This window comes from Mesorhizobium sp. M8A.F.Ca.ET.165.01.1.1 (assembly GCF_004792065.1).
Classification (GTDB): Bacteria; Pseudomonadota; Alphaproteobacteria; order Rhizobiales; family Rhizobiaceae; genus Mesorhizobium.
Map to the genome: position 1 here is coordinate 597,706 of NZ_SRTH01000002.1, position 26,802 is coordinate 624,507.

30 protein-coding genes are annotated in these 26,802 nt (G+C 62.8%); 13 read left to right on the forward strand and 17 right to left on the reverse strand.

Annotated elements, in window-relative coordinates; translation table 11 throughout:
• Window positions 1–83: 83 nt before the first annotated feature.
• Window positions 84–581, reverse strand: a complete 498-nt coding sequence (locus EN808_RS07485) for a GFA family protein (RefSeq protein ID WP_135915467.1) — start codon at window positions 579–581, stop codon at window positions 84–86.
• 91 nt (window positions 582–672) lie between these two features.
• On the opposite strand from EN808_RS07485, the gene EN808_RS07490 reads away from it, so the two are divergent.
• Window positions 673–996 carry a TfoX/Sxy family protein gene (locus EN808_RS07490; protein ID WP_127869564.1) on the forward strand — a complete coding sequence of 108 codons (324 nt, stop codon included), beginning with the start codon at window positions 673–675 and terminating at the stop codon, window positions 994–996.
• A 217-nt stretch (window positions 997–1,213) separates the two neighbouring features.
• Here EN808_RS07490 and EN808_RS07495 read toward each other — a convergent pair whose 3' ends face one another.
• Both EN808_RS07495 and EN808_RS07500 read right to left on the reverse strand, forming a co-directional pair.
• Window positions 1,214–2,131: a pseudouridine-5'-phosphate glycosidase gene (locus tag EN808_RS07495; RefSeq protein WP_135915468.1), complete on the reverse strand. Its 918-nt coding sequence runs from the start codon at window positions 2,129–2,131 to the stop codon at window positions 1,214–1,216.
• A 78-nt stretch (window positions 2,132–2,209) separates the two neighbouring features.
• The gene (locus EN808_RS07500) at window positions 2,210–3,154 is read right to left on the reverse strand and encodes a carbohydrate kinase family protein (RefSeq protein ID WP_135915469.1); all 945 of its coding nucleotides are present in this window, start codon (window positions 3,152–3,154) and stop codon (window positions 2,210–2,212) included.
• Between the two features lie 9 nt (window positions 3,155–3,163).
• Between EN808_RS07500 and EN808_RS07505 the strand changes: the two genes are divergently transcribed.
• From EN808_RS07505 to alaS, 3 genes are all read left to right on the forward strand, one after another.
• A complete protein-coding gene (locus tag EN808_RS07505; RefSeq protein ID WP_135915470.1) occupies window positions 3,164–3,415 on the forward strand; it encodes a hypothetical protein in 252 nt (83 codons plus the stop codon).
• A gap of 20 nt (window positions 3,416–3,435) precedes the next feature.
• Window positions 3,436–4,536 carry a recombinase RecA gene (gene recA / locus EN808_RS07510; RefSeq protein WP_013895892.1) on the forward strand — a complete coding sequence of 367 codons (1,101 nt, stop codon included), beginning with the start codon at window positions 3,436–3,438 and terminating at the stop codon, window positions 4,534–4,536.
• Window positions 4,537–4,807: 271 nt separating this feature from the next.
• Window positions 4,808–7,474 (forward strand): alanine--tRNA ligase, encoded by a 2,667-nt coding sequence (gene alaS / locus EN808_RS07515; RefSeq protein ID WP_135915471.1) that lies wholly within the window; start codon window positions 4,808–4,810, stop codon window positions 7,472–7,474.
• A 114-nt stretch (window positions 7,475–7,588) separates the two neighbouring features.
• Here alaS and EN808_RS07520 read toward each other — a convergent pair whose 3' ends face one another.
• Window positions 7,589–8,215, reverse strand: coding sequence for a glutathione S-transferase family protein (locus tag EN808_RS07520; RefSeq protein WP_127279227.1), 627 nt, complete (start codon window positions 8,213–8,215; stop codon window positions 7,589–7,591).
• Between the two features lie 78 nt (window positions 8,216–8,293).
• Window positions 8,294–9,505, reverse strand: coding sequence for an NADP-dependent isocitrate dehydrogenase (locus tag EN808_RS07525; protein WP_127869559.1), 1,212 nt, complete (start codon window positions 9,503–9,505; stop codon window positions 8,294–8,296).
• 214 nt (window positions 9,506–9,719) lie between these two features.
• Here EN808_RS07525 and EN808_RS07530 point away from each other — a divergent pair, with 214 nt between their 5' ends.
• On the forward strand, window positions 9,720–10,640 hold the full coding sequence (locus tag EN808_RS07530; protein ID WP_135915472.1) for an RNA methyltransferase: 921 nt from the start codon (window positions 9,720–9,722) through the stop codon (window positions 10,638–10,640).
• Window positions 10,633–11,421, forward strand: a complete 789-nt coding sequence (gene murI / locus EN808_RS07535; protein ID WP_135915473.1) for a glutamate racemase — start codon at window positions 10,633–10,635, stop codon at window positions 11,419–11,421. The genes EN808_RS07530 and murI overlap by 8 nt, the downstream gene beginning before the upstream one ends.
• Before the next feature lie 21 nt (window positions 11,422–11,442).
• Here murI and EN808_RS07540 read toward each other — a convergent pair whose 3' ends face one another.
• Entirely contained in the window at window positions 11,443–12,825 is a 1,383-nt protein-coding gene (locus EN808_RS07540) for an RNB domain-containing ribonuclease (RefSeq protein WP_135915474.1), read from the reverse strand.
• A gap of 160 nt (window positions 12,826–12,985) precedes the next feature.
• On the opposite strand from EN808_RS07540, the gene EN808_RS07545 reads away from it, so the two are divergent.
• The 5 genes from EN808_RS07545 to EN808_RS07570 all read left to right on the forward strand — a co-directional run bounded on the left by EN808_RS07545 (window position 12,986) and on the right by EN808_RS07570 (window position 16,744).
• Window positions 12,986–13,168 (forward strand): DUF3008 family protein, encoded by a 183-nt coding sequence (locus tag EN808_RS07545; protein WP_015318153.1) that lies wholly within the window; start codon window positions 12,986–12,988, stop codon window positions 13,166–13,168.
• 651 nt (window positions 13,169–13,819) lie between these two features.
• The gene (rpsD, locus tag EN808_RS07555) at window positions 13,820–14,437 is read left to right on the forward strand and encodes a 30S ribosomal protein S4 (RefSeq protein ID WP_013895883.1); all 618 of its coding nucleotides are present in this window, start codon (window positions 13,820–13,822) and stop codon (window positions 14,435–14,437) included.
• Window positions 14,438–14,571: 134 nt separating this feature from the next.
• A complete protein-coding gene (ttcA, locus tag EN808_RS07560) occupies window positions 14,572–15,459 on the forward strand; it encodes a tRNA 2-thiocytidine(32) synthetase TtcA (RefSeq protein WP_127869557.1) in 888 nt (295 codons plus the stop codon).
• A complete protein-coding gene (locus tag EN808_RS07565) occupies window positions 15,449–16,276 on the forward strand; it encodes an inositol monophosphatase family protein (protein WP_135915475.1) in 828 nt (275 codons plus the stop codon). Before ttcA ends, EN808_RS07565 begins: the two co-directional genes overlap by 11 nt.
• A 69-nt stretch (window positions 16,277–16,345) precedes the next feature.
• Window positions 16,346–16,744 (forward strand): cell envelope integrity protein TolA, encoded by a 399-nt coding sequence (locus EN808_RS07570; protein WP_135915476.1) that lies wholly within the window; start codon window positions 16,346–16,348, stop codon window positions 16,742–16,744.
• A gap of 18 nt (window positions 16,745–16,762) precedes the next feature.
• Here EN808_RS07570 and EN808_RS07575 read toward each other — a convergent pair whose 3' ends face one another.
• The 5 genes from EN808_RS07575 to purL all read right to left on the reverse strand — a co-directional run bounded on the left by EN808_RS07575 (window position 16,763) and on the right by purL (window position 21,843).
• A complete protein-coding gene (locus EN808_RS07575) occupies window positions 16,763–17,986 on the reverse strand; it encodes a multidrug effflux MFS transporter (protein ID WP_189524079.1) in 1,224 nt (407 codons plus the stop codon).
• Between the two features lie 210 nt (window positions 17,987–18,196).
• The gene (grxD, locus tag EN808_RS07580; protein WP_013895877.1) at window positions 18,197–18,532 is read right to left on the reverse strand and encodes a Grx4 family monothiol glutaredoxin; all 336 of its coding nucleotides are present in this window, start codon (window positions 18,530–18,532) and stop codon (window positions 18,197–18,199) included.
• A gap of 151 nt (window positions 18,533–18,683) precedes the next feature.
• Complete coding sequence (locus EN808_RS07585; protein WP_015318146.1) at window positions 18,684–18,917, reverse strand: BolA family transcriptional regulator; 234 nt, start codon at window positions 18,915–18,917, stop codon at window positions 18,684–18,686.
• A 122-nt stretch (window positions 18,918–19,039) separates the two neighbouring features.
• A complete protein-coding gene (locus tag EN808_RS07590) occupies window positions 19,040–19,591 on the reverse strand; it encodes a hypothetical protein (RefSeq protein WP_245525041.1) in 552 nt (183 codons plus the stop codon).
• Between the two features lie 20 nt (window positions 19,592–19,611).
• A complete protein-coding gene (purL, locus tag EN808_RS07595; RefSeq protein ID WP_135915477.1) occupies window positions 19,612–21,843 on the reverse strand; it encodes a phosphoribosylformylglycinamidine synthase subunit PurL in 2,232 nt (743 codons plus the stop codon).
• 232 nt (window positions 21,844–22,075) lie between these two features.
• Between purL and EN808_RS36240 the strand changes: the two genes are divergently transcribed.
• Window positions 22,076–22,240, forward strand: coding sequence for a hypothetical protein (locus tag EN808_RS36240; RefSeq protein ID WP_189524071.1), 165 nt, complete (start codon window positions 22,076–22,078; stop codon window positions 22,238–22,240).
• 78 nt (window positions 22,241–22,318) lie between these two features.
• Here the strand turns inward: EN808_RS36240 and EN808_RS07600 are convergent, their stop codons facing one another.
• Complete coding sequence (locus EN808_RS07600) at window positions 22,319–23,728, reverse strand: PLP-dependent aminotransferase family protein (RefSeq protein WP_135915478.1); 1,410 nt, start codon at window positions 23,726–23,728, stop codon at window positions 22,319–22,321.
• 93 nt (window positions 23,729–23,821) lie between these two features.
• Here EN808_RS07600 and EN808_RS07605 point away from each other — a divergent pair, with 93 nt between their 5' ends.
• Complete coding sequence (locus EN808_RS07605; protein ID WP_135915479.1) at window positions 23,822–24,073, forward strand: DUF1127 domain-containing protein; 252 nt, start codon at window positions 23,822–23,824, stop codon at window positions 24,071–24,073.
• Between the two features lie 8 nt (window positions 24,074–24,081).
• Here EN808_RS07605 and EN808_RS07610 read toward each other — a convergent pair whose 3' ends face one another.
• The 5 genes from EN808_RS07610 to EN808_RS07630 all read right to left on the reverse strand — a co-directional run bounded on the left by EN808_RS07610 (window position 24,082) and on the right by EN808_RS07630 (window position 26,784).
• Window positions 24,082–24,723 carry a Pr6Pr family membrane protein gene (locus EN808_RS07610; RefSeq protein WP_135915480.1) on the reverse strand — a complete coding sequence of 214 codons (642 nt, stop codon included), beginning with the start codon at window positions 24,721–24,723 and terminating at the stop codon, window positions 24,082–24,084.
• Between the two features lie 7 nt (window positions 24,724–24,730).
• Window positions 24,731–25,138 (reverse strand): hypothetical protein, encoded by a 408-nt coding sequence (locus EN808_RS07615; RefSeq protein WP_135880197.1) that lies wholly within the window; start codon window positions 25,136–25,138, stop codon window positions 24,731–24,733.
• Window positions 25,135–25,800 carry a glutathione S-transferase family protein gene (locus EN808_RS07620; RefSeq protein ID WP_135880198.1) on the reverse strand — a complete coding sequence of 222 codons (666 nt, stop codon included), beginning with the start codon at window positions 25,798–25,800 and terminating at the stop codon, window positions 25,135–25,137. The genes EN808_RS07615 and EN808_RS07620 overlap by 4 nt, the downstream gene beginning before the upstream one ends.
• 64 nt (window positions 25,801–25,864) lie before the next feature.
• Complete coding sequence (purQ, locus tag EN808_RS07625) at window positions 25,865–26,533, reverse strand: phosphoribosylformylglycinamidine synthase subunit PurQ (RefSeq protein WP_127280766.1); 669 nt, start codon at window positions 26,531–26,533, stop codon at window positions 25,865–25,867.
• Window positions 26,530–26,784: a hypothetical protein gene (locus EN808_RS07630; protein WP_135915481.1), complete on the reverse strand. Its 255-nt coding sequence runs from the start codon at window positions 26,782–26,784 to the stop codon at window positions 26,530–26,532. The genes purQ and EN808_RS07630 overlap by 4 nt, the downstream gene beginning before the upstream one ends.
• Window positions 26,785–26,802 lie beyond the last annotated feature (18 nt).

The following is a 26,802-nucleotide window of genomic DNA, read 5'->3' on the forward strand; positions in this document are numbered from 1 at the left end:
GGGCCGGATGAGGGGCAGCGGTGCCCTCTCGTTAGTTTGTGCGGCCTCATTTGCCTGCCGGCACCTTCACCCCGTGAAGAAAGCTAATCCACCCACATGCCTGTCCGCTTGTGCCAGTCGGCGATCGATTCTTCGGGATAGACGTCGAAGACTTTGTCCTTCGGCCCAACATCAGGCTCGACCCAGTTCGCCTTGTACTTCAGCATCAGATGCACCTTCTCGGGCGGAACGGGCAGGTCGCTGTCGATCGCCGAGGCGAAGGGATGCACCAGTTCCGGCCAGGTCGGATCGTAGAGCCAGAGCGCCGACCCGCATTTGCGGCAAAAATTGCGCTCGCCGGTCGAGACCTCGCAACGGGGATGCTCATCGTCCTCGATCTCGGCCCGGTAGACGCCAAGATCTCTCTTGCCCCGGATGTTCAACGTTGCGTAATCGGCGCCGAGATTGATGGCGAAACCGCCGCCGCCCTGCTGCTTGCGGCAGATCGAGCAGTAGCAGAGCATGAACGGCACGGGCGTGTGGCTTTCCACCTCGAAACGCACGGCGTTGCAGCGACAGGATCCTTTGAGCAGAAGCGGCATGACGAAACGACTCCGACGGAATGTTCACAACCTGTCAGCATGATTTCGGCTGCGCGATGACAATGTCAAATGCCGGTGACATGATCGCGGCATGGACAATGAACGCATCGCCGAGCTTTTCGAGGGCCTGGGCCCGGTCAGCATCCGCAAACTCTTCGGCGGCAAGGGCATCTATTTCGACGATGTCATCGTCGCCATCGTGCTGCGCGGCGAATTGCTGCTGAAAGCCGACGAGCAGAGCGTGCCCGATTTCGAGGCCGCCGGCTGCCGGCAATGGACCTATACCGGAACGCGGCACGGCAAGCTGGTCGCCATGCCCTACTGGAGCATTCCCGACAGTGCCTTCGACGATCCCGACGAGATGACGGTGTGGGCGCGCCGCGCCTATGAAGCGGGGCGGCGGGCGGGGAAGTGATTTTGACCTGACGCTGGCTGCTACGGAGGGGATACATCGAGGCCGCCCCCTCATCCGGCCGCTTCGCGGCCACCTTCTCCCCGGGGGGAGAAGAGTTTGGCGCCGGCAGCTCCTCTCCCGTCGGGGAGAGGTCGGATTGCCCGGAATTGCTCTTAGCAATTTGGTCTTGGCAATTCGGTCTTGGCAATCCGGGTGAGGGAGCCTTCGCCGCGCGACCCTAAAGCGCCTTGGCTATCTTCGCCGCCAGCCTTGCATTGTTCTCGACCAGCGCGATGTTGGTCTTCAGGCTGCGGCCGCCCGTGAGTTCGAGGATTTTTCCCAGCAGGAACGGCGTCACCGCCTTGCCGGTGACGTTGAGGGCTTCGGCGGCCTTCTGCGCGGCTTCGATGTAGCCGGCCATTTCTTCAGCGGGGATTTCGTGGTTTTCCGGCACCGGATTGGCGACCAGCAAGCCGCCGCCAAGTCCCAGAGCCATGCGCGTCTGGTAGAAATGCGCGATGTCTTCCGGCCTGTGTAAGGTCAATGGCGCGCGGAACGGCGACTGCCGCGACCAGAAGGCCGGCATCGTCTCGCAGCCATGGCCGATGACGGGCACGCCGCGCGTCTCCAGCACTTCCAGCGTCTTTTCGATGTCCAGAATGGCCTTGGCGCCCGCCGAGACGACGATGACCGGCGTGCGCGCCAGTTCGTCGAGATCGGCGGAAATATCGAAGCTCTTTTCCGCGCCCTTGTGCACGCCGCCAATGCCGCCGGTGGCGAACACCTTTATGCCGACCATGTCAGCAGCAATCATCGTGGCCGCGACCGTGGTGCCCCCGGTGCGGCCTTGCGCGACGGCGAAGCCGAGATCGGCGCGCGACAATTTCATGGCGTCACCCGTCATCGCCAGCGATTCGCGTTCGCCGTCCGAAAGCCCGACCTTGATGCGGCCGTTGACCACGGCGATCGTCGCTGGCACGGCGCCGCCGTCAGCGATGATTTTTTCGACATTGGCCGCCATGGCGCCATTGTCGGGATAGGGCATGCCATGGGTGATGATGGTGCTTTCGAGCGCCACCACAGGACGCCCGGCGGCCAGGGCCTGCGCCACCGGTGCATGGATATCGATGAAAGGGCGGGCGGTCTCTGGCGTCATTTCTGATCTCCAATCCGGAATGCGGCGCATCCATCAGGAAAGCGTAAGCTTCGCTGCGGCGTCATGAATTTGCCGGTCTCATGCCACTTCCCTGGCATCCGGCACAAGGGCCAGCGCTTCCGCGAAGCTCGCCGGGGAGAATTCGGGCACCGCATTGGCGCTCTCGATGGTCAGCGTCGCCGCCGCGACGCCTTCGCGCAGGGCCTGGTGCAGCGGCAGGCCGCGCAGCAGCGCCGCGACCGTCGCACCCGCGAGCGCGTCGCCGGCGCCGGTGACATCGGCGACTTTTCTGGGAGCTGGAGGCATGATCGAAAAAGCGCCTGTGCTGTCGAAACCCAGCACAGGGCCACCGCCTGCCGTGACCACGCCGCTGGCAAGACCGCTGCATCGCAACCCGTCGATCATCTCCCGCTCGGCGGCATCTGCATTGACGCCAGCCAGCGCAACGGCCTCTCGCCGGTTCATGAAGAGTTGGGCCAGCCCGTCGAGCACCGGCATCAGCCGCGTCACCTTGGCCGGCGAAATCGCGATGGCGAAAACCGGTTTGCCGGCGGCGAGCAAAAGCAGCCGCTCCAGCGCTGCCGACGGCAGATTGGCGTCGCACAGGATGGCATCGGCGGCAGCCACCTCCTGGCGGATCTTGGAACGCCTGATCTGCTTGGGAAAGGCCAAGTCATACAATGCCATATCGGCAAAGCCGACGATCAATTCGCCCTCGCGGTCGATGAGAGCTGTGTAGCTCGGCGTGGTGCGGTCGAGAAACACCGCCGACAGATCGGCGACGCCCGCCTCGGCGATGGCCCGTGAAACCGTATCTCCCGCCGCATCGCCGCCGCGCACCGAAAGCAGGGACGCGGAGAGGCCGCGCCGCACCATGCCGCGCAGGGCGTTGAAGACGCCACCGCCGACATCCTCGCGCATCGTGCCGGGATTGGAGGCGGCCGGCACGTAAGGACCGGATACCTGGCCACGCCGGTCGATATGGGCGCCGCCCACGGCCAGTATCTTCGCTGATTTCACCATGGCGGCGATATGACCTTTGTTGTTGTAGCCGCACAAGCGCCAGAGTGCGCGACAGAGCTTCGCACGCAAGACGGCGATTCGGCCGGGCGGAATGCCGGGGCCGGCTGGCCCAATGCGGAGCCAGTTCCTGACCGGCTTGGCAAGACAAAAAAAGAACAAATCCGGATATCGATTGTTTTTCAATTGGTTGTCACCCCTTGCCAAATGAGAACAAAAAAGGTACAAAATGCCAGGGATTACGGATTGTCCGGCCTTCATTGACGACCAAGGGGTGATGTATCATGGCTCAGAATTCTTTGCGGCTGGTAGAGGATAAGGCAGTGGACAAATCAAAGGCTCTGGATGCGGCGCTGTCGCAAATCGAGCGGGCTTTCGGCAAGGGCTCGATCATGCGGCTCGGCGCCAACGAGCAGGTCGTCGAGATCGAAACGGTGCCTACCGGTTCGCTCGGCCTCGACATCGCGCTCGGCGTCGGTGGCCTGCCGCGCGGCCGCATCATCGAGATCTACGGGCCGGAAAGCTCGGGCAAGACGACGCTGGCCCTGCATACCGTGGCCGAAGCCCAGAAGAAGGGCGGCATCTGCGCCTTCGTCGATGCCGAACACGCGCTCGATCCGGTCTATGCCCGCAAGCTCGGCGTCGATCTTGAAAACCTGCTGATCTCGCAGCCCGACACCGGCGAGCAGGCGCTGGAGATCTGCGACACGCTGGTGCGTTCCGGCGCCATTGATGTGCTGGTGGTCGATTCGGTGGCGGCGCTGACGCCGCGCGCCGAAATCGAGGGCGAGATGGGCGATTCGCTGCCTGGCCTGCAGGCCCGCCTGATGAGCCAGGCGCTGCGCAAGCTCACCGCATCGATCTCGCGCTCCAACACCATGGTCATCTTCATCAACCAGATCCGCATGAAGATCGGCGTCATGTTCGGCTCGCCCGAAACGACGACCGGCGGCAACGCGCTGAAATTCTACGCTTCCGTACGCCTCGACATCCGCCGTATCGGCTCGGTCAAGGATCGCGACGAAGTCGTCGGCAACCAGACCCGCGTCAAGGTGGTCAAGAACAAGCTGGCGCCGCCCTTCAAGGTGGTCGAATTCGACATCATGTATGGCGAGGGCGTCTCCAAGACCGGCGAACTGGTCGATCTCGGCGTCAAGGCCGGCGTGGTCGAGAAGTCGGGCGCCTGGTTCTCCTACAATTCGCAACGTCTCGGCCAGGGCCGCGAGAATGCGAAACTGTTCCTGCGCGACAATCCCGACACTGCGCGCGAGATAGAACTGGCGCTCAGGCAGAATGCCGGACTGATCGCCGAAAAATTCCTCGAGAATGGTGGTTCAGAAGGCAATGGCGATGACGGTTTTGAGGACGAAGCCGGCGCGATGTAGGGCAGCGCCAGAGTTTGGCCATAAATCCAGCCTATTATCCGATGCTTAAGTAACAGAGTTCTTTAGTACCGCGTTCAAAACCGCCGGCCTTCGCGCCGGCGGTTTTCGTTTGCATGCCCGCGCAAATGCCGGTGCGAAGCGTGAATTGGCCCAATTCCGTGTTTCTGGACAGGGTCAAGAGCTACGGCTAAAAGGCCAACTCCATCTTCTAGAAAACACTGAGCCATCTCCCGCCGGTCTGGCCGGCGGCTCTCTTGAAAAGGCAGTATCCATGAGTGGCGTGAACGAGATCCGGTCGACCTTTCTCGACTATTTCCGCAAGGAAGGCCACGAGGTCGTGGCCTCGAGCCCGCTCGTGCCGCGCAACGATCCGACCTTGATGTTCACCAATGCCGGCATGGTGCAGTTCAAGAACGTCTTCACCGGTTTGGAGAAGCGGCCCTATTCGCGTGCCACCACGGCCCAGAAAAGCGTTCGCGCCGGCGGCAAGCACAATGATCTCGACAATGTCGGCTATACCGCGCGCCACCTGACCTTCTTCGAGATGCTCGGCAATTTTTCCTTCGGCGACTATTTCAAGGAGCGCGCCATCGAGCTTGCCTGGAACCTCATCACCAGGGAGTTCGGGCTGAAGAAGGACAAGCTGCTGGTCACCGTCTATCACACGGACGATGAGGCGGCCGGCTTCTGGAAGAAGATCGCCGGTTTTTCCGACGATCGCATCATCCGCATCGCGACCTCGGACAATTTCTGGGCGATGGGCGACACGGGACCCTGCGGCCCCTGCTCGGAAATCTTCATCGACCGTGGCGAGCACATCTGGGGCGGCCCGCCCGGCAGTCCGGAGGAGGACGGCGACCGGTTCCTCGAATTCTGGAACCTGGTGTTCATGCAGTATGAGCAGGTGACGAAAGAGGAGCGCGTCGACCTGCCGCGTCCGTCGATCGACACCGGCATGGGCCTGGAGCGCATGGCATCCATCCTGCAAGGGGTGGAAAGCGTCTTCGAGACCGACCTGTTCCGTCATTTGATCGATGCGGCGTCCTCCGCGCTTGGGCGCGCGCCCGACGCGGAAACGGTTGCGTCCTATCGCGTCATTGCCGATCACCTGCGCTCATCCTCCTTCCTGGTTGCCGACGGTGTGCTGCCGTCGAATGAAGGCCGCGGCTATGTGCTGCGCCGCATCATGCGCCGCGCCATGCGCCATGCGCAGCTGCTCGGCGCCCGCGATCCGTTGATGTGGAAACTGGTGCCGGCCTTGGTGCGCGAGATGGGCCAGGCCTATCCGGAACTGGTCCGCGGCGAAACGATGATTACCGAGACCCTGAAACTCGAGGAGACCCGCTTCCGCAAGACGCTGGTGCGCGGCCTCGGACTGCTGTCCGAGGCGACGGAGAAGCTCGGCGCCGGCGACATGCTGGATGGCGAGACCGCATTCAAGCTCTACGACACCTATGGCTTCCCGCTCGACCTGACGCAGGACGCGCTGCGGCAGCGCAGCATTTCGGTCGATCTTGCCGGGTTCACAAATGCGATGGAGCAGCAAAAAGCGGAGGCGCGCAAGCACTGGGCCGGGTCCGGCGAGGCCGCCACCGAGACGGTTTGGTTCTCCGTGCGTGAAAAGACGGGCGCCACCGAATTCCTCGGCTACGAAACCGAGCAGGCCGAAGGCCTCATTCAGGCGCTGGTCAAGGACGGCAAGACCGTCGACAGCGCCGCCAAGGGCGATGCGGTCGTCGTGGTCGTCAACCAGACCCCGTTCTATGGCGAATCCGGCGGCCAGATGGGCGACACCGGCGTCATCTCGGGTGAGGGGTTCTCGGTCGAGATCTCCGATACGCAGAAGAAGGCCGACGGTCTGTTCGTGCATCTGGGCAAGGTGGCGAGCGGCACGGTCAAGTTGGGGGCCGCGGTCGAACTGAAGGTCGATCATGCGAGGCGCTCCAGGCTGCGCGCCAATCACTCCGCGACACATCTGATCCATGAGGCGCTGCGCGAGGTGCTGGGCAGCCATGTCGCGCAAAAAGGCTCGCTGGTCGCGCCCGAGCGCCTGCGCTTCGACATCTCGCACAACAAGCCGATTTCAGCCGAGGAGCTCGAAGAGGTCGAGCGCATGGCCAACGAGATCGTCGTCCAGAACAGCCCGGTGACCACGCGCCTGATGTCGGTCGACGACGCCATCGCCGAAGGCGCCATGGCGCTGTTTGGCGAGAAGTATGGCGATGAGGTGCGCGTCGTGTCGATGGGCACGGGCGTTCACGGCGCCAAGGCCAACCGGCCCTACTCGGTCGAGCTCTGCGGCGGCACGCATGTCAGGGCGACCGGTGATATCGGCATGGTGCGCATCGTCTCGGACGGTGCGGTCGCCGCGGGCGTGCGCCGCATCGAGGCGTTGACCGGCGAAGCCGCGCGCAAACATCTCGATGAGCAGGACCGGCGGCTGAAGGCGGCCGCCGCCACGCTGAAGATCTCGCCGGCGGATGTGCCAGCGCGTGTCGAAGCGCTGCTCGAAGAGCGCAAGAAGCTCGAGAAGGACCTGACCGAAGCGCGCAAGAAGCTGGCGCTGGGCGGCGGGTCGCCTGCCGATGCTCCGGCCGCCAACGAGATCGTCGCTGGCGTCGGCTTCCTCGGCAAGGCGGTTTCAGGGGTCTCGCCGAAGGACTTGAAGCCGCTGGCCGACGCAGGCAAGACTTCGTTGGGCTCTGGCGTCGTCGTGTTCGTTGGCGCCGGCGAGGACAACAAGGCGAGCGTCGTGGTCGCCGTCACCGATGATCTCGTCAGCCGCTTCAGCGCCGTCGACCTGGTGCGCGTTGCCTCCGCCGCATTGGGCGGGCAGGGCGGCGGCGGCCGCCCCGACATGGCCCAGGCCGGTGGTCCGGATGCCTCGAAGGCCAATGATGCGATAGCGGCGGTGAAGGCGGCGCTGGAAGCAGCCTAGCGAATTTAGGCAGGCGCTAGGCGTGCCAACGAGCTAGTCCGAGGCTGGCAGGACAGCGCCTGCCTCTGTCCTGCCGGACCGAGGGGTGCTGTCCAGCGGTTATCCCGATACTTGTCAACCAACCTTTTCGGTGTGGGCAAAGCTTGGGCGGGCAGCCACGCGCGCATACCACTCCTGGACCAGTGCAAACCGCGCCAGCAAGTCACGCCCCTCGATGACCTTGACGAAATAGCCAATCATCGGCGCCGCATGCAGGTCGGCCAGCGTCAGCTGGTCGCCAAGCAGCCAAGGCCCTTGTGCCTTCAGCGACGTCAGCACCCCGAGCACCGTTTCGGCCTGGCGCAGCCCGTCGGCGATCAGCGCCTCGTCGGGCGCCTCCTTCTCCAGCCGCTCGACGGCAACATCCCAGACCATCGACCTGTAGCCATAGGCATCGAGCATACCTGTCATCTGGCCCATCCTCGCTCGGCCGCGCGCGTCGGCCGGCTGCAGCGCCGGACCCTCGAACGCTTCATCGACATAGCGCGCGATCGCATTCGTCTCGAAGAGCCGGAACCCGTCATGTTCGAAGGCCGGGATGCGGCCGAACGGGTGATGTTCCAGATACCAGGCGGGAATGCCGTCGGTGGCGAAGACATCGAGCGGCACCAGCTCGTAGTCGATGCCTTTCTCCTCCAGCGCCATCCGCGCGATGCGCACATATACACTGTAGTCCGCGCCGTAGAGGATTGGCTTGGTCATGCTGTCAGCCCTTCGCATGCGCCGGCCCAAAAAGCGAAGGCTCCTTTCGGAGCCTTCGGCATTTGGAACCGCGGGTACTTACGCCATCGCCTTCTGCAAATTCTCGTCGATCTTGTCGAGGAAGCCGGTGGTGGAGAGCCAGGGCTGGTCGGGGCCGATCAGGAGCGACAGGTCCTTGGTCATGAAGCCGGACTCGACGGTCTGGATGCAGACCTTTTCCAGCGTCTCGGCAAAACGCTTGAGCTCGGAATTGTCATCGAGTTTGGCGCGGTGCGCGAGACCCCGCGTCCAGGCGAAGATCGAGGCGATCGAATTGGTCGAGGTTTCCTCGCCCTTCTGGTGCTGGCGGTAGTGGCGGGTGACGGTGCCGTGCGCGGCTTCGGCTTCGACGGTCTTGCCATCCGGCGTCATCAGCACCGAGGTCATCAGGCCGAGCGAGCCAAAGCCTTGCGCCACCGTGTCGGACTGCACGTCCCCGTCATAGTTCTTGCAGGCCCAGACATAGCCGCCCGACCATTTCAGGCTCGACGCCACCATGTCGTCGATCAGGCGGTGTTCGTACCACAGCTTCTTCGACTTGAACTCGGCCTCGAATTCTTGCTCGTAGACCTCCTGGAAGATATCCTTGAAGCGGCCGTCATAGGCCTTGAGGATGGTGTTCTTGGTCGACAGGTAGACCGGGTAGTTGCGCAGCAGGCCGTAGTTCAGCGACGCCCGGGCGAATTCGCGGATCGACTCGTCGAGATTGTACATGGCCATGGCGACACCGGCGCCGGGCGCGTCGAACACGTCGTGCTCGATCACCTGGCCGTCCTCGCCGACGAACTTGATCGTCAGCTTGCCCTTGCCGGGGAAACGGAAATCGGTGGCGCGGTACTGGTCGCCGAAGGCGTGACGGCCGACGATGATCGGCTTGGTCCAGCCGGGCACCAGTCGCGGCACGTTCTTCATGATGATCGGCTCGCGGAAGATGGTGCCGCCGAGAATGTTGCGGATGGTGCCGTTGGGCGACTTCCACATCTTCTTCAGCTTGAATTCCTCGACGCGCTGCTCGTCGGGGGTGATGGTCGCGCATTTGACGCCGACGCCGTATTTCTTGATGGCATTGGCCGAATCGATGGTCACCTGGTCGTTGGTTGCGTCGCGGTGCTCGATGCCGAGGTCGTAATATTCGAGCTTGAGGTCGAGATAAGGGTGGATCAGCTTGTCCTTGATGAACTGCCAGATGATGCGGGTCATCTCGTCGCCGTCGAGTTCGACGACCGGGTTCGCCACCTTGATCTTCGCCATGGAAAGAATGCCTCGTTGCTTGGATTGGGACGGCCTTGCCCGCGTGGCGTTGGCCGGGGGATGCCGCCCGTATATCAAAGCGCTTTTGGCCACGCAAACAGCGATCGGTCACGAATGTGAGGCCATGGCCGCCGTCATTTGCGAATGCTTCATTTTCGCGGCCGAATATGGCAGGGGACGCTGAAATGCCGCAAACAGCAGTTCATTGACAATCATGCCCGACGCCAAAGATCCACACAGCACCGCAGCCGCCGGCCCGGCGATCATCCTCGTCGAGCCGCAGCTTGGCGAGAATATCGGCATGGTCGCCCGCGCCATGGCCAATTTCGGACTTTCCGAGCTGCGCCTGATCAATCCGCGCGACGGCTGGCCGAGTGAGAAGGCGCGCGCCGCCGCCAGCCGTGCCGACCATGTCATCGACGCCGTCACCGTTTACGAGGATCTGGCCTCGGCGCTTGCCGATCTGAATTTCGTTTTCGCCACCACCGCCAGGCAGCGCGATGGCTTCAAATCCGTGCGCGGCCCGGTGGAAGCGGGCAGGGTGCTCCGTGCCCGTCACGGAATGGGGCAGCGCACCGGCATCCTGTTCGGACGCGAGCGCTTCGGTCTCTACAATGACGAGGTTGGCCTCGCCGACGAAATCGTCACTTTCCCGGTCGATCCGGATTTCTCCTCGCTCAACATCGCCCAGGCGGCCTTGCTGATGTCCTATGAGTGGATGAAGTCGGGTCTGGAGGACGAAACCAGGACCAATTTTTCGGGGCCGGAGATGAAGCCGGCAAGCAAGGAAGAATTGCACGGCCTGTTCGCCTATCTGGAAGGCGCATTGGAAGCGCGCGGCTATTTCCGACCGGCGCCGAAGAAACCGAAAATGGTCGACAATCTGCGCGCCGTGCTGACGCGGCCCGGCTTCGCCGAACCGGAGCTCAAGGTGTTGCGCGGCATCATCTCGTCGCTGGACAGGTTCTCGCCGGCCATGCCGCGCGGCGACGGCTCTCCGGGCGACGATCCCCGGCGATTGCCGGCGGCGGCCGCGCGTGCTCGCAAGGTGGATGCGGCTGATCAACTCCCCGACGCCAATGGCGACGATACCGACACGCCGCCGCTGGGCGGCAAGGGAACAGACAATGACTGACCAGCCGATCCTGATGTTCGATTCCGGCGTCGGCGGGCTCACCGTGCTGCGCGAGGCGCGCGTCCTGATGCCCGACCGGCGCTTCATCTATGTCGCCGACGATGCCGCTTTTCCCTTTGGCGCCTGGGAAGAGCCGGCACTGCGGACCCATATACTGGAGCTGTTCGCCAAATTGCTCGACCGCTTCGCGCCGGCGATTTCGGTCATCGCCTGCAACACCGCCTCGACGCTGGTGATCGACGCGCTGCGTGAAAGATTTCCTGGCCATCCCTTCGTCGGCACCGTGCCTGCGGTCAAGCCGGCGGCCGAGCGCACGCGCTCCGGCCTGGTCTCGGTGCTGGCGACGCCGGGCACGGTGAAGCGGCAATACACGCGCGACCTGATCAGCAAATGGGCACAGAAATGCCATGTCCGCCTGGTCGGCAGCGACAGGCTGGCGGGCCTGTCCGAAGCCTATATGCGCGAGGGCTTCGTCGACGAGGAGGCCGTACGCGCCGAGATCGCGCCATGCTTCATCGAGCGCGACGGTATGCGCACCGATATCGTCGTGCTGGCCTGCACGCACTATCCCTTTCTGGTCAATCGCATGCGCAAGACCGCGCCCTGGCCGGTCGACTGGATCGATCCGGCCGAAGCGATCGCACGACGAGCCCTCTCGCTGCTGCCGCCCATCGATGGGGCGCTGCCGCAAGGCGAACCCGATATAGCGGTGTTCACCTCGGGCAAGGCGGATTTCGCCGTCAGCCGCCTGATGCAGGGCTTTGGACTGACCGTGAGCTAGACAGTGGGCAACGTCTGCCTGTCAAACAGGTTCGAAGACGATGCTGCGTTGATCCGGATCAGCCAGGACCAGCCTTAGCTTCAGATCTTCGCCCTGTCTGAGCCCCGAGGCTTTTACGTTTGCAACGACAGGCATGTCGGCAAGCTGAACGCGCACGCCATGGTCGACGACGTCGGTGACGACGGCTTTGAACGTCTCACCCTCGCGCCCCTCCAGCATGACCGCCTCGGCAAGGTCGATGGCCGCGTGGTTGATCAGCGAAGCGCGGCTATCGGCACGTCCCATCGCCTTCGGCAACCTGGCGAACGCGTCGGTGACAGCCTGGGGCACGGGCTGGCCGTTGGCGATCGCCAGCGCGCAGCGCACGACATAGCGATCGGCAAGTCGCCTGAGTGGCGCTGTCGCATGGGCATAGGTGGCGGCCATGGCCTCATGCCAGGGGACAACGCCGTCCTGATAGGGCTGGTAGGACGCGCCGGGGCTTGCATGGCGGATTTCCAGCATCAACGCTGCTTGTCGCGGATCGGTGGGATCGAGGGTTCGCTGATAGTCTCGCAAACCGGTGGAGGCCGGCCAGGACAGTCCGAGAGCCTGTGCCGCGTTACGCAGTCTCTGCACCTTGAAGGCATCGGGGTCGGACATCACCCGGAACAGGCCGGTATGGTGCGCCAGCATGGCATCGGCAATCGCCATGTTGGCGGCCAGCGAAAGCGCTGCATTGTCCTGTTCGGATTGCAGCAGTGGCCTGAACGCAAGCCGGTACGTGCCGTCGGCGAGCCTTTCCACCTCCTGCTCGGGTGGATCGACGCGGGAAGCCCCGCGACGCTTTTCGTTCATTGCCATGCGCCGCGCCATTTCGGCAAAGCCGGCCGGAACGTCGGAAGCCTTCACGCTGTCATAGGCGAGCTTGGCGCCGCTTTGAATGATTGCCCGCTCCGCGCCGTCCAGCTTCGTCGCACCATCCTGCGCAACCCGAACCGTGAAGATGACAGCTGGACGCGGTCCATCAGGCAACAGGCTTGCCGCACCCTCGGCAATCACCGGCGGGTAGAGCCCGGCCTTGCCGTCCGGCAAGTAAAGTGTCTCGCCCCGCGTCCAGGCTTCGAGATCCACCGTGTCGCCGTCCTCGACGAACCAGGCCACGTCGGCAATGGCATAATGCAGCAGAAGATCACTGCCGCTCGCCTCGATCGAGAATGCTTGATCCAGATCGGTGGAGGCAGCCGGGTCGAGCGTGACAAAGGGCATCGCCCTTCGATCGGCATGCTGGTCGGGCACACGTTTGGCCGCCGCATCCGCTGCGGCAACGACATCAGCCGGAAATCCATCCGGCACGTGCAATTCGGTGCGGATTTTCGCCAGGCCAGTGGAGAGAGCCTGTGAGGGATCGGTCAGAGATTTCATTCAGCCGTCCTACACTGGGGTTCCGGACACGGGAAGGCTGCCAACGAAAATCGCCAAGGGCGTCCATCGGCTGGCGCCGAGCGGATCGGGAATGAGCCATTGGCGCTGGAACCGCCGCCGAAGCGCGGCGTTTCTCCTGACAGCAAAAGGAGACCTCGCCATGCCAGCCACCTCGAAAGCCCAGCAGAAGGCCGCCGGCGCCGCACTCTCCGCCAAGCGCGGCGAGACCAAGAAAAGCGAGCTCAAAGGCGCTTCCAAGGGCATGTACGAATCGATGAATGAAAAGCAGCTCGAGGAATTCGCCGAGACGAAGCGCAAGGGTCTACCGGAGAAAAAATCCTAGGCTTGAGCGCTTCGAGCCCGACTACCTTGGAATGAAAAAGGGCCAGCGACATGCGCTGCCCGTGGGATTGTTGTTTGGAGCAGCCTGCCAGCGGTGGCAGCCGGGTATTCTCTCGACGATCACCCTGCGATGACCATGCCGCCACACCACTCGCTTGTTGACGATGACCCGGCGGACCTGTTTGTGGCCGTGCCTGTGGCGCGCCATGCCCGTTCCGGGCCGACCGCCACCGACCCTGCAAGCACTGCGGCACCTGCCAGGGTAAGGAAGAACTTCTTCATGTAATCAGGCTCTCTAGCTCCAGTCCCTTCCTGGTGCCGCTGGCGCAAAACCTCCCGCCACATCCGGCATCGCATCAACGCCTTGAACGCTATACGGTTTGCGCCGCGCCACTCACGAACTTGACATCGGTTAAATCTCGGTTTAATCAGCCGCCAACGCCGGGCAGCGATGTCCGGTGTTTGTTTTGTATACGCAAGATCTGTCACGATAGCTGTTTCCGATCTTGTTTGAACTGACGTGTCCCGTGGGTTTTCCGCCGCGTTGCGTGGGAAAATCCTGTCAGGTCTCGAAAACGGAGGCCAGAGGAGGGCGCGTTTCCTTCACCCGGACCATGAGGTGCCGGGTGTGTCGTTTTGAAAAGGGAATGCGATGAGCAAGCGCGAATCCGCGAAATACAAGATCGACCGCCGTCTCGGCGAAAATATCTGGGGCCGCCCGAAGTCCCCGGTCAACAAGCGTGAATACGGCCCCGGCCAGCATGGCCAGCGCCGCAAGGGCAAGCTTTCCGACTTCGGCCTGCAACTGCGCGCCAAGCAAAAGCTGAAGGGTCACTATGGCGACGTTTCGGAAAAGCAGTTCCGCAAGGTCTATGAAGAGGCCGATCGCCGCAAGGGCGACACCTCCGAGAACCTGATCGGCCTGCTCGAGTCGCGTCTGGACGCGGTCGTCTACCGCGCCAAGTTCGTGCCGACCATCTTCGCCGCCCGCCAGTTCGTCAACCACGGCCACGTCAACGTCAACGGCAAGCGCGTCAACATCGGCTCGTACCGCTGCAAGCCGGGCGATGTCGTCGAAGTGCGCGAAAAGTCGAAGCAGTTGGTCATCGTCCTCGAATCGGTGGGCCTCGCCGAGCGCGACGTGCCGGACTACATCGAAGCCGATCACAACAAGATGGTCGCGACCTTCTCGCGCATCCCCGGCCTCGCGGACGTTCCGTTCGCCGTGCAGATGGAACCGAACCTGGTCGTCGAATTCTATTCGCGCTAAGCGAACGTCTTTCTGCGATATCGGAAAGGCCGCCTTCGAGGCGGCCTTTTTGTTTCGGGCATCCGCTTTGCCGTTTCGATTTTGCGGCCGATGCGCTAATCCGGGCGGAAGTCACATTCAGGGGCCGCCGTGCCATGAACATGCAGCCAGACATCGAAACGCTTGAACCAGCCGCCGAAGGCGGCTCCCATCCGCTGTTCGCCGAGGTGCCGTCGTCGGTCGAGTTCAACAAATTGCGCAAGCGGCTGCTGCGGCAGACCCGCCAGGCGATCGAGGACTTTTCGATGGTGAAGCCCGGCGAGCGCTGGCTGGTGGCGCTGTCGGGCGGCAAGGATTCTTACGGTCTGCTCGCCTTGCTGCTCGACATGAAATGGCGCGGGCTGCTGCCGGTCGAATTGCTGGCCTGCAATCTCGATCAGGGCCAGCCGAATTTTCCAAAGAATATCCTGCCCGATTATCTCGACGCCAACGGCATCGCGCATCGGATAGAATACCGGGACACCTATTCGGTCGTCACCGACAAGCTCCCCGAAGGCAGCACCTATTGCTCGCTCTGCTCGCGGCTGCGGCGCGGCCATCTCTACAGGATCGCCCGCGAGGAGGGCTGTTCGGCGCTGGTGCTCGGCCATCATCGCGAGGACATCCTCGAAACCTTCTTCATGAACCTGTTTCACGGTGGTCGGCTTGCCGCCATGCCGCCAAAACTGCTCAACGACGACGGCGACGTCATGGTGTTGCGGCCGCTGAGCTACTGCGCCGAGGTCGATCTGGAAAAATTCGCCGCCGCGATGCGATTCCCGATCATCCCTTGCGATCTCTGCGGCAGCCAGGAAGGGCTGCAGCGCAACGCCATGAAGGCGATGCTCGAGGACATCGAAAAGCGCATGCCTGGTCGCAAGGACACGATGATCCGCGCCCTGTCCAACACCAGGCCGTCGCATTTGCTCGACCGAAAGCTGTTCGATTTCGCCGCCCTCAATGAAACCCTCGCGATCAGGCAAGACATTTCCGATGACATTTGACGATACCGCCATCGACTGGCTGGCCGGGATTCTGGCCGAGGCAGCCCACGCTGAAATCATGCCGCGCTTTCGCCGATTGGGCGATGGCGATATCAGGCAGAAGACATCCGCCGCCGATCTGGTGACGGAAGCCGATGTCAACGCCGAGCGGCTGATCACCGCCAGGCTGCGCGAGCGCTATCCGTCGGCCATGGTCGTGGGCGAGGAGGCCTGCTCCGACAATCCGGCGCTGCTCGATGGCTTGGGCGATGCCGAATTGGCATTCACCGTCGATCCGGTGGACGGCACCTTCAATTTCGCATCCGGCGTGCCGCTGTTCGGCGTCATGCTGGCGGTCGTGGTCAGGGGCGAGACGGTCGCGGGCATCATCCATGATCCGGTCGGCAAGGATTGGCTCATCGCCGCCAAAGGCGCCGGCAGCCATATCAGGCATGCCCATGGCAGCCTGGAGAAAGTGCATGTAGCGGCGCCCGTGCCGATCTCGCAAATGACGGGCGCGGTATCCTGGCAATATCTCGACGAGCCGGAGCGCTCACGCCTCGCTCGTAACCAGACCAAGGCACTGTCGCAATTCGGCTATCGCTGCGCCGCCCACGAATATCGCTTGCTGGCCAGCGGACATGCGCATTTTGTCGTCTACAACAAGCTGATGCCCTGGGATCATCTGCCCGGCGTGCTGATCCACCAGGAAGCCGGCGGCCATGCCGCGCGCATCGACGGCAGCGCCTATCTGCCGTCCCATGTCGACGGCGGTCTGCTTGTCGCACCGGACCAGGACAGCTGGCAGGACCTGCGCCGCGAGCTGTGGGCGCAATAGGATCAATTCCTGTGGCTTGAACTGTTGGGTTGTGCGGGTTGAATCGGTGCGTTTGGCGGAGGCTCCCGAATGAAACGTCGGTTCGCGGTTTTTGCGGCACTTGCCTTGTTTGCGAATTGCAACGGGGCTCTCTCGCAAGAGCATCCCTGCCGTAGCACCGATCTCATCGACACCATCAAGGAGATGTCGGACGCCATCTATGCATGCTGGCGGCCGCCGCCAGGAACCGCGGGCATGTCCTTGACGCTGCGGTTCTCGCTCCGCCGCAACGGCACGCTGATCGGCAAGCCTCGTGCCACCTATTCCGACCTGGGAACCGATTCCCAGCTCGGCCGGGCCTTCGTGGCATCCATCCTCAAGGCGCTCGACGACGCTTTGCCGTTGCCCTTTTCAGATGGCATGGGTGGAGCGATCGCGGGGCGGATGCTTTCTCCTCGCTTCACGGCGTCGCTCGAAGGTACATCCTGACCACCCGCAAACGACAAGTCAGTGCAGGTCGGTGACGTGCCCTGAGACGGGTGCGTTCTGCGGCTGGAACATCTTGCCGCGCTCGGCAATCAGGATCATCAGCAGCGCCGCGACGGAGACGCTGCAGAAGCCGGCGGCCAGCGGCGTCACCGTGCCGTTGAAAGCCTGGCCGATCAGCGTGCCGAGAATGCCGCCGAGAAACGTCTGCATGAAACCCAGAATGGACGACGCCGTACCGGCCAGTTGGCCGAGCGGCTCCATGGCCAACGCGTTGAAATTCGCCCCTAGGCAGCCAAACGGCAGCATGGCACCGGCAAAGAAAGTGATGAACAGCCAGAGCGGCATCTTCATTTCCAGTAAAACCACGAGCCAGGCAAGGCTGATCACCAGAAACAGCAGCAGCGCGCCTTGCGACAGGCGGCGCATGCCGATACGTCCGACGAGGCGCGAGTTGAGATAGTTGGAGAAGGCGAGCACGCCGGCGACACCGGCGAAGATGACGGGAAACATCTCGCCGACGTTGAAGATGTTGACATAGATCTGCTGCGCCGAGGCGATGAAGCCGAACATGGCGCCGAAGATGAACGTGCTGGCGAAGGCATAGCAGAGCGCGATGCGGTTGGTGAGCACGATGCGGAAGCCTCCGACAATGGAGGAAACCGTCAGTGGCCGGCGATACTCGGGATGCAGCGTCTCGGGCAGGCGCAGGAGCGACCATGCCGACACGACCAGCGCGCCGACGGCCATGGTGACGAAGATCCAGTGCCAGGTCGCGAACAGCATGATGAACTGGCCAATGCCTGGCGCCACGACCGGAATGGCCATGAACACCATGAAGATCAGCGACATGACTTCGGCCATACGCCGGCCGTCGAATGTATCGCGCACGATCGAGACCGCGATCACGCGCGTGGCGGCCGCGCCGATGCCTTGCACGGCGCGGCATATCAAAAGTGTCTCGAAGCTCGGCGCGATTGCGGCCGCGGCGGCGGCCGCCACGTAGATGATCAGGCCGGCGACGAGCGGCGAACGGCGCCCGTAACGGTCCGAGATCGGCCCGAAGAACAACTGGCCGCCGCCGAAACCCAGTATGTAGGCGGTGACCACATATTGCCTGTGGTTTTCATTCTCGACGCCGAGCGAGGCGCCGATCTGCTGCAGCGCCGGCAGCATGATGTCGATAGCCAGCGAATTGAGCGCCATCAGCGCCGCGCAGAGCGCGATGAACTCCCAGCGCGGAATGGGCAATTGGCTTGCCCCGGGCAAGGTGCTTGCCCCTTGCGGCGCTGATTTCTGCTGGTCCACGGCAAGTCCGATCTCTCAAACGAAAACGCGCCGGCGGGCCGGCGCATTGGCTCGTGCTGATCCCGGAATCCGGGATGTAAAAACTGCCGGGGTGGGGCAGCCCTGGTGGTCGGGGGCATGTCGATATCGACATGGCCCAAACCGAAGTCAGGCGGCGCCTTTGACGCTCACGCCCTTCTCGACGAGGAAGGTCTGCAATTCGCCAGCCTGGAACATTTCGCGGATGATATCGCAGCCGCCGACGAATTCGCCCTTGACGTAGAGCTGCGGGATCGTCGGCCAGTTGGAATAGTCCTTGATGCCCTGGCGCAATTCGGCGGAATCCAGGACGTTCACGCCTTTGTAGTCAGCGCCGATATAGTCGAGGATCTGGACAACCTGGCCGGAAAACCCGCATTGCGGAAAGCCGGGCGTGCCCTTCATGAAAAGGACGACGTCGTTGCCCTTCACTTCATTGTCGATGTAGTCGTTGATACCGCTCATGGAATATCCTTTCACGCCCGTGGGAGTCAGGCTCGAAGCATGTCTTTCAAATAAACCCATAGGTTGCCCGAAACAAGACTTTAGCCATGCCATCACCCGAATGGCGCAAAGAATGGGCCGTTTTGGGCCAAGCGTGTCGGCGGGAAATGCCTCAGTCGGGAACGCTGGTCTGCAGCGCCAGCGCGTGCAGTACGCCGCCCATATTGCCCTTCAGTGCGTCATAGACCATCTGGTGCTGCTGAACGCGGCTTTTTCCCCGAAAGCTCTCGGCCACGACTTCGGCCGCGTAATGGTCGCCATCGCCGGCGAGGTCGCGGATCGTCACGCGGGCGTCCGGGATCCCGTCCTTGATCAGTTTTTCGATGTCGTGGGCGTCCATTGCCATTGCAGAAATTCCTGTTTCGGGAGGGCGGCGGCGCGGCGGCCCGTGCGATGAGAGTCGGCCAAGCCTAGAGCCTTTCCAATCCGGATTGAAGCGGTTCCGTCCAGTGTCCGTTCTGTTGGTGCTCAGGAGATGGTTTCGCCCGGTCCCTGCGCCGGCTCGTCCTCGCGCATCGAAAAGGCGCGGCCAAGGCTGAAGACCAGCACGTAGAGCGGGATGTTGACCGCCAGGTTGGCAATCGGCAGATAGCTGGTCATTTGCCAGGCTGACGAGAAGAACGGCTGGCCGTAACCATCGCAGACAAGCGAAGACCCATGCTCCCACAAGGCTCCCAAAACAGCCGAGACGGCGAAAAGCTTGATGCAGGTGACGACGTGCCTTGCCCGCGTTGGCTCCGGCAGCAGCCGGTTCCAGAGCACCAGGCAGACGATCGGAACCGCATAGATGAGGTTCTGCAGGACAAGCATCGGAAGCGTATCGTTGGCCGCGGCCAGAAACTCCGCGCGTGTTTCCAGCCTGGTACAAACCTCACTTGAGGTCGTCGACAGCAGGAAGAAGACGAACGGCCCGAGGCACCAGAAGAAGAACAGCGACGGCCAGAAGACGACTGCAAGCAGCGCCCGTACGGCCAGTTTCTTATGATTGAGCAGGATCTTCTTCCGAAAACCGGTTTCCACTTTTCGGGATCATGCTCTCGTCAACTGGCCTGGTCCATGAAGCGGGGGAACCAGCCTTCATGGGCGGCGGTCAGATCGCTGACCGGGATTGCCCTGGCATCGCCGAGCTTCAGCGCGTTGCCTCCCGTCGAGCCGATCCACGGCGCGAAGATGCCGAGTTCGCCCTGCTGCTTGCGGATAGCATCCCATTCATCGCCATGCGGATCGATCGACAGCGTCAGGAGATAGCGGCCCTGGTCTTCGCCGAACCAGACCGGGATCGGATCGGTGCCGACAAGCCCGGGAACGGTCGCGCCGATGCCGGACGCCATCGCCATTTCGGCCAAGGCCACCGCAATGCCGCCGTCTGAGACGTCATGTGCCGCCGTGACGATGCCGGACGCGATCAGCGAACGCACATGGTCGCCGACGCGCTTCTCGTGCTCGAGATCGACCGGAGGCGGCGGGCCATCGTTGCGGCCGTGGATATCCCTGAGATAGGCCGACTGGCCAAGATGCGTGCCCCAGGAAGCCGGCGCGCCGACCAGCAGGATCATCTGGCCTTCCGCCGCAAAGCCGATCCGCGCCATCTTCGACCAGTCCGATATCAGGCCGACGCCGCCGATGGTCGGTGTCGGCAGGATGCCCTGGCCGTTGGTTTCGTTGTAGAGCGAGACGTTGCCGGACACGATCGGGAAGCCGAGCGCCCGGCAGGCATCGCCGATGCCTTTCACGGCGCCGACCAGCTGGCCCATGATCTCCGGCCGTTCGGGATTGCCGAAATTGAGATTGTCGGTGGCGGCGAGCGGCAGCGCGCCGGTGGCGGTCAGGTTGCGCCAGCATTCGGCCACCGCCTGCTTGCCGCCCTCATAAGGGTCGGCCTCGCAATAGCGCGGCGTCACGTCGGAGGAGAAAGCCAGCGCCTTGGTCGGATGGCCCTCGACCCGCACCACGCCGGCATCCCCGCCCGGAAGCTGCAGCGAATTGCCCTGGATCAGCGTGTCGTACTGTTCCCACACCCAGCGGCGTGACGACAGGTCCGGTCCGCCGAGCAACTTCAACAGCGCATCGGCGAGATCGGCCTGCGGGATATCGTTGACGGCAAACGGCGCCCGCTTCTTCGGCTCGACCCACGGACGATCGTATTCCGGTGCCTTGTCGCCAAGGTCCTTGATCGGCAGGTCGGCCACCTCGTCGCCCTGGTGCCGCACGCGGAAGCGCAGATCGTCGGTGGTCTTGCCGACGATGGCGAAGTCGAGGCCCCATTTGTGGAAGATCGCCTCGGCTTCCTTTTCCTTTTCGGGACGCAGCACCATCAGCATGCGTTCCTGACTTTCCGACAGCATCATCTCGTAGGCGCTCATGCGCTCTTCGCGCACCGGCACCTTGTCGAGGTCGAGCTCGATGCCGAGGTCGCCCTTGGCACCCATTTCGACGGCAGAACAGGTAAGGCCGGCCGCACCCATGTCCTGGATGGCGATGACGGCGCCCGAGGCCATCAGTTCGAGGCAGGCCTCCAACAGGCATTTTTCGGTGAAGGGGTCGCCGACCTGCACTGTCGGGCGCTTCTCGTCGATCTTGTCGTCGAACTCGGCCGACGCCATGGTGGCGCCGCCGACACCGTCGCGGCCGGTCTTGGCGCCGAGGTAGACGACAGGCAGGCCGACGCCCTTGGCTTCGGACAGGAAAATGGCATTGGTCTTGGCAAGGCCTGCGGCGAAGGCGTTGACCAGGATGTTGCCGTTGTAGCGGGCGTCGAAATTGACCTCGCCGCCAACCGTCGGCACGCCGAAGGAATTGCCGTAGCCGCCGACGCCCGAAACCACGCCGGCGACGAGATGCCTGGTCTTGGGATGGTCGGGAGCACCGAAGCGCAGCGCGTTCATCGCCGCGATCGGCCGCGCGCCCATGGTGAAGACATCGCGCAAGATGCCGCCGACGCCGGTCGCCGCACCCTGATAGGGCTCGATGAAGGAGGGGTGATTGTGGCTTTCCATCTTGAAGACGACGCAGTCGCCGTCGCCGATGTCGACCACGCCCGCATTCTCGCCCGGGCCCTGGATGACCTGCGGACCTGTGGTCGGCAAGGTGCGCAGCCATTTCTTCGAGGATTTGTAGGAGCAGTGCTCGTTCCACATCGCCGAGAAGATGCCGAGTTCGGTAAAGCTCGGTTCGCGTCCGACGAGGTCGAGGATGCGCTGATATTCGTCGGGCTTCAGCCCATGCGCGGCGATGAGCTCTGATGTGATCGGTACGGAATTGGAAATGGTCATGGGCGGCGATTTATGTCCATGGAGCAGGGATTTTGAGTCTCCTCTTATCGCAAGCTTTGCGGCCGATACACCCGTCGGCGGAGGAAAAAGGCAGAAAGCAACAGGGTGATGACCCCGATGGGTCTTTCGTACGCGACGAAAGACGCCGCCAGCTATTGCAGCCCTGCAAAGTCAAATGGGGAACGCCATGATGTCCCAGCCGTTAGGTCCCTATCACCCAGGAGACAGCACGATGGCTACCAAGCAAGGCAAGAACGACAATCGCCTCTCGGACAAGGAGGCCCTCCATATCGCGGAGACCACCGACGTTTCGCCCCGGCAGGCCAAGGAATTGGCTGAGAAGCACGGCAAGGACAAGGCCGAGAAGGAAGCCAAAAACTACAAGGCCGAAGGCTGATCCGGGTCCGGTGCTGACAAGTCCCGGTTTCGCAGGGCGGAATATTGAGGCAAGCAGGGGCGGGTGGCCGCGAACGGTTCAGGAAAAACTGTCGTAGCCCGCGCGGCCCTCGTCCAGCAGCCGCCTGATCACCGCGACGCCGCCGGCAATATCCTCGCGCCGCCTCGGCTGCGAAACGCCGAAGCGCACCCCATGGAAAACCCGCTCCGAGCGCCCCGCCTTGAACTCATCCTCGTCATCGATCAGCACGCCGTGCTCGAGACAGGCATTCTTGAACGTGCCGGAAAGCCAGGGATCGGGCAGGGTGAGCCAGACGAACGGAACTTTGTCGTGCGATTTGAATGAGAAGCCTGCCAAGCTTTCGCGCACAATGGACATGCGGGCGCCGATCTCCGCGATGCTGCGTTTGCGGATTTCGCTGGCCTGGCCGGAAAGCACCAGCCGGGCATTCACCTCCGCCAACAGGAACGGCATGCCGCCGGTCATCATCTTGTGGGCGACGCGGATGCGATGGCGATAGGCGGGCGGGCAGGACAGCCAGCCGCCACGCAGACCGGCGGCGACCGATTTCGACAGGCCGCCGGCAATGATGGTGCGTTCGGGCGCAAATTCGGCAAGCAGCGGTGTCGGGTCGTCGGTCAGATGGCCGTAGAGGTCATCCTCGATCAGGATGACGTTGTATTCACGGGCGACACGCGCGATCGCTTCGCGGCGCGCCGGTGACAAGGTCACCAGGGTCGGATTCTGCGCCGTCGGGATCAGAAAGATCATCTTGGGATGTTTTTGTGCGCAGACGCGCTCGAAATCCGCCGGATCGAGGCCTTCATCGTCCGATGCCACCAGCGCGGTGCGCCGGCCGATCAGGCCTGCGCTGCGGGAAATCTGCGAGTAGGTGAGGTGCTCGAAGGCGACATAGTCGCCGGGCGTGGTCAGGGCCGCGATCGCGGCCATCACCGCGGCATGGGTGCCGAGGGTGGGGACGATTGTATCAGTCGTTGGCCGGAAGGAGCTTCGTGACAGCCACCGGGCGCCGGCTTCGTACCAACGATCCGGGAAATCGCGAGTGTAGCTCGAAATCTCATGCGGATGGTCCTGCGCGGCACGCGAGAGCACGTCGGCGACAATGGCGCCCTGGCCAATGTCGGGGGCTGCCGTGCTGTCGAACCGCAGCTTGTCCTTGGGGGCGTCGACATAACGCGTTCCTTCGACGCTGGCGTCGGGCGCCTCTGGCTTTGTAATGGCAATGTTTTCGCCGAGCACATAGGTCCCCCGTCCGACCTCGCCACTGACGAGGCCGCGCTCACGCAGCAATTGATAGGCCCGCCCGACCGTGCCGACAGTGGCGCCGATGTCGTAGGCGAGATCGCGCTGTGGCGGCAGTTTTGCCCCCGCGCCGATCACTCCCCGGTCGATATCCGCCTCGATGGAATCCGCGAGGCGCTGATACAGCGGACCTGAACCCGTGAGATCTGGAATCCAATTTGTCATGGTGACAATTTTCTATATTGCACCGTTTCGGGAGTCAATACATATCAATGAGGCACTAAAAGGGGTGCAATCGATAATTTTGGCAGAAAGAAAATGGATACAATCGCAACATTCCGCCACTCGGCAACCGAATTGCTCGGCCAGCCGACCCGCCCGTCCGGGCAGCGCGGCTTCGCCAGCCGGCTTGCGCAAGTGGTCAGGTCGCTGGCGAAATGGATCGGCCATCTGCTGGAGCGCCGGCGCGGCCGGCTGGCATTGCTGGAGATGACCGACGATCAGCTCAAGGACATCGGCATCTCGCGCTGCGACGCCCACCGCGAGGGCATCAAGCCGCTGTGGGAATAGCGACCGGTCTATCGGTGGCCTTTTCTCCTGAGGCGCCCGACACCGTGATCGACGAAAACGGCAACGACGCATATCACCAGGAACAGCGCGGTGATGGCGAGCGCCGCGACAGTGACGCTCCCGACGCCGTTCTTGGCGATATCGAGGAAGGGGTAGGGCACCTCGCCCGCCAGCGGCGCCCGCGCCAGCGAATAGACCAGATAGGAGATGGGATAGACAACCCACCAGGAGACGTCGCTCCATCGCGTTCTGCCGTCGGCGCCTGATATCAGCCACCACAGCACGAACAGCACCGGCGTCGCATAGTGCAGCAGGACGTCGCAGAACAGGAACAGGCCCTGCGGCTGCCAGAGCCGCGCCAGTACCGTGGCATAGACGATGAAGACCAGGGTGATCGAGACCGCGACGCACGCGCGCATCCGGGGGCCGGCAAAGGCAGGCAGCCAGGCATAGCCGCTGGATGACAACAGCGAGATGTGGACCAGCACGGCGCCAATGTTGGTCAGGATGGTGAAGAAGCTGAAATAGAACACGATCGAGCCGAGCAGGCCGCGGCCCGCTCCCATCGACGCCGGAATGGTGATCGTGAACTGCAGGACGAGCGCGATCAGGCCAACAACCAATCCCGCGATCTGCAGGAACCGGCCCATGGCTGGCTCAAGCGGTGGCTGCGCAGGTCGGATTGCCCGCCTGCCAGCGCGCGATATCAGAACTGATGCGGGCGCCGAGCGGGTCGTTCATCAACGGTCCGAAGACGTCGACACGGCTTGAATTCCCCTGCGCCTGCACGACCAGCAACGGTTTGCCGCCATAGTGCTTGGCCGGCACCAGAAGGAAGCGCGGCGTGCCGCTGAACGAGTTCAGCTCATTGGCCATCTGATACTGCTTGAAAGCCGGATCCTTGCTGGCGATCCAGCATTTGTGGGCTGCTATCGCGACCTGTTCCATGGCCAGCAGCGCAGCACTCTTGCCCGAGGGCACAGGCGTGCTCTTCGGGGTCGATTGGCACGATGCCAGGGCAAAGCCTGCCGCGGCGACGAAGGCGACCGTCTTGCTCTTGATCAAGCGGCACCCATCTCGAGTTCGGACAGGAAGATCTTCAGGCCGTCTGTCATCTCGCCCCATACCCTGGACAATGCGGGATGCTGCGAGGCGATCTGCTCATAGGCATCGAATTTGGGATAGGCGTCGAGCAGGTCGTGGCGACCTGTCATGGCGCGGAAATTGTTGAAGATGAACCGCGTCGGCGTCAGCCAGGCATCGGCAAAGCTGATGTCGCTGCCGAGCGCGAAGGGGCCTTGCGCCATCCGCGCCTCGATGGCCGCCAGCCCATGGTGGAGACGGGCGAATTGGGCTTCGATCTCGGCATTGTTGCGCTTCGGCATGAAATGCAGCTCGAAAAGCTTCATTGTCGGCGTCAACACGTCGAGGTCGGTGATGCGGGCGAACATGCGCACCAGCGCGCGGTCCTTGGAATCGGGCGGCAACAGCGCCGGTTCCGGAAACCGCTCCTCGAGATATTCGGCGATGACCACCGATTCGACGATGGTTTCGCCCGAGCCGGTGATCAGCACTGGAATGCGGTTCATCGGCGAGATGGCCCGAAACTCTTCGGGGATCGGAAAACCCGGCGGCGGCGCGATGATCTTGAGCGGCACGTCCTTGATATAGGCCAGTGCGCGCACGATCGAAGAGTAGGGCGACAACGGCCGCGAATAGAGTTTCATGACCGTCTCTCCCTCACCCTATGATTTTGAATTGCCGCAATTCTTAAGGTTGCGGTTGCAAACTTCAAGCGGCAATGCCCAAGGCGCCTTCGAACAACGCCCTGCCGTCACTGCCGCCATGCGCTGCTTCGATCAGGTTCTCGGGGTGCGGCATCAGGCCGAGCACATTGCCTTGTTCGTTGATGATACCGGCAATGTCGTTGATCGAGCCGTTCGGGTTGGTGCCTTCGGCATAGCGGAACACCACCTGGCCTTCGCCTTCGAGGCGGGCAAGCGTCTCGGCGTCGGCGAAGTAATTGCCGTCATGATGGGCCACCGGCGAGCGGATGATCTGGCCCGGCTGATAGCGGCGGGTGAACATGGTGTTGGCGTTGGCGATCTCGAGCTTGACCTGCCGGCAGACGAATTTCAGCGAGGTGTTGCGCATCAGCGCACCCGGCAGCAATCCCGCCTCGACCAGAATCTGGAACCCGTTGCAGACACCGATAACCATCACGCCCTTGGCCGCCTTCTCGGCCACTGCCCGCATCACCGGCATGCGCGCCGCGATCGCGCCGCAACGCAGATAGTCGCCGAAGGAAAAGCCGCCGGGAATGGCGATCAGATCGACATCGGGGATTTCGGTATCGGTCTGCCAGACGGTTGCCGGCGCCTGTCCGGAAATCTTGGTCAGCGCCGCGATCATGTCGCGGTCGCGATTGAGGCCAGGCAGGAGGACGACGGCTGTTTTCATTTTGGTTCGTAAGGCCTCTGTGCTTCGGCAAGTTCGCGCAGGTCGAGACGGCGTTCTATGCGTTCAAGTCGATCATCCTGGCGGGCGAGAATGCCATAGATGTTGTGGATGTCACTTTGCGTTGCCACCATGTGACCTCGCATTACATTCAATTCCCGTTTCGTTTCGGAAACATCCTGACGAAGCTCACCAATTTCGTGATGCACGCGCTTCAGCAACTCGTACATCAACTCATTCGTGACTTCCGGCATAGTGCCTCCGACACAACC